Raw genomic sequence first — 1835 nt, 5'->3', positions numbered from 1 at the left:
CAAAATATAACCCCTCGAATAAAATAAAACGAGGGGTTTGTCAACAAACTGAAAGTAGATTTTACAATCTACTTATTTTTATTTTTAATACTAGACTCAATTAATCCGATAAATAGTGGATGCGCACGATTTGGTCTTGATTTGAATTCAGGGTGATACTGTACTCCAACAAAGAAAGGATGATCAATAGCTTCAATTGCTTCAACTAATTGTTTATCAGGACTAGTTCCTGAAATAAGCATGCCATTTTGTTCAAATTCAGAACGATAAATATTATTGAATTCATAACGATGTCTATGACGTTCTTCAATCATTTCTTGTTTGTACAATGCGTGTAGCTTGGTATTTGGAACAACTGAACAAGGATAAGCACCTAAACGCATTGTTCCACCTTTTCTTACTTCACCTTTTTGATCTTCCATGAAATCAATGATTGTGTGTTGACTTTGTGCATCAAATTCATAACTATTGGCGTCTGTATATCCTAATACGTTACGAGCAAATGAAATAGCTGCAATCTGCATTCCAAGACAAATACCTAAATAAGGAATTTTCTTATTGTATGCATATGTGGCAACTTGAATCATTCCTTCAATACCACGGTTTCCAAATCCACCTGGAAGAATGATACCATCAACGTCCTTGAATATTTCGTCAAAATCTTGGTTTTCAATGTTTTCAGAATCAATCCATTTAATATCTACATCGACTCCACATGTGAATCCAGCATGCGTCAAAGCTTCAGAGACACTTAAATACGCGTCATGAAGACTTACGTATTTTCCAACTAAAGCAATTGTTACTTTACCAGATACATTTTCAATACGTTCGATGACTTGATACCATTCTGTTAAGTCAGGAACACGAACTTCAGAATTTGTTTTTTCACAAATAATATCTGCTAGGTGTTGATCTTCTAACATTAAAGGTACTTTGTACAATGAATCAAGGGTTGTATTTTGAATAACGCATCTTTTTTCAACATTACAGAATAAACTGATTTTATCTAAAACAGATTCTGGAATTTGTTCATCACATCGACATACAATAATGTCCGGGTTGATTCCATATGATTGTAATTCTTTAACTGAGTGTTGAGTTGGTTTTGATTTGTATTCTTTACTTCCAGAAATATATGGAACATACGTTACATGGATAAAAATACAGTTGTTTCTTCCTACTTCTAAGGCAACTTGGCGAATAGATTCAAGGAAAGGTAAACTTTCAATATCGCCTGTTGTTCCTCCTATTTCAGTGATTACAAAGTCAGCCTGTGCATGTTTACCTGCTTGAATCACAAAGTTTTTGATTTCATCGGTAATATGAGGGATAACTTGTACAGTTTGTCCAAGGTATTTTCCTTCACGTTCTTTGTTGATAACATTCCAATATACTTTTCCGGTTGTTAAATTGGAATATTGATGTAAATTTTCATCAATAAAACGTTCATAATGACCTAAGTCTAAATCGGCTTCAAGTCCATCATCGGTAACAAATACTTCACCGTGTTGAAAAGGGGACATTGTTCCTGGGTCCACGTTAATGTATGGATCCAATTTTTGTGAGGTTACTTTATAACCTCTAGATTTAAGTAATCGTCCTAGACTGGCTGCACTGATTCCTTTACCAAGACCAGATACGACTCCACCAGTCACAAATATGTATTTAGCCATATCGATTCTCCTTTTTTTCTGATTCAAGATTATATTCTTATAGGGTTTAGTTCGTCAATCTTTTTTTTAATATTTTTAATTTGACATTATTATATAAATAGTCTGATTATAATACATTAGAAAATTAATACACCAATGTTGATAAAAAACACCAATCGAAGC

The 1835-nt window shown here is 33.4% G+C and carries 1 protein-coding gene; it reads right to left on the bottom strand.

What is annotated here, in order from left to right:
• Positions 1–68: 68 nt before the first annotated feature.
• Positions 69–1673: a CTP synthase gene (locus ACI313_RS04545; RefSeq protein ID WP_320608571.1), complete on the bottom strand. Its 1605-nt coding sequence runs from the start codon at positions 1671–1673 to the stop codon at positions 69–71.
• Between the last annotated feature and the right edge of the window lie 162 nt (positions 1674–1835).

The sequence above is a fragment of the Floccifex sp. genome (assembly GCF_051873495.1).
Classification (GTDB): domain Bacteria; phylum Bacillota_I; class Bacilli_A; order Erysipelotrichales; family Erysipelotrichaceae; genus Floccifex.
Note: the sequence above shows the minus strand (reverse complement) of the source record. Positions and strands in the feature narration are given on the sequence as shown.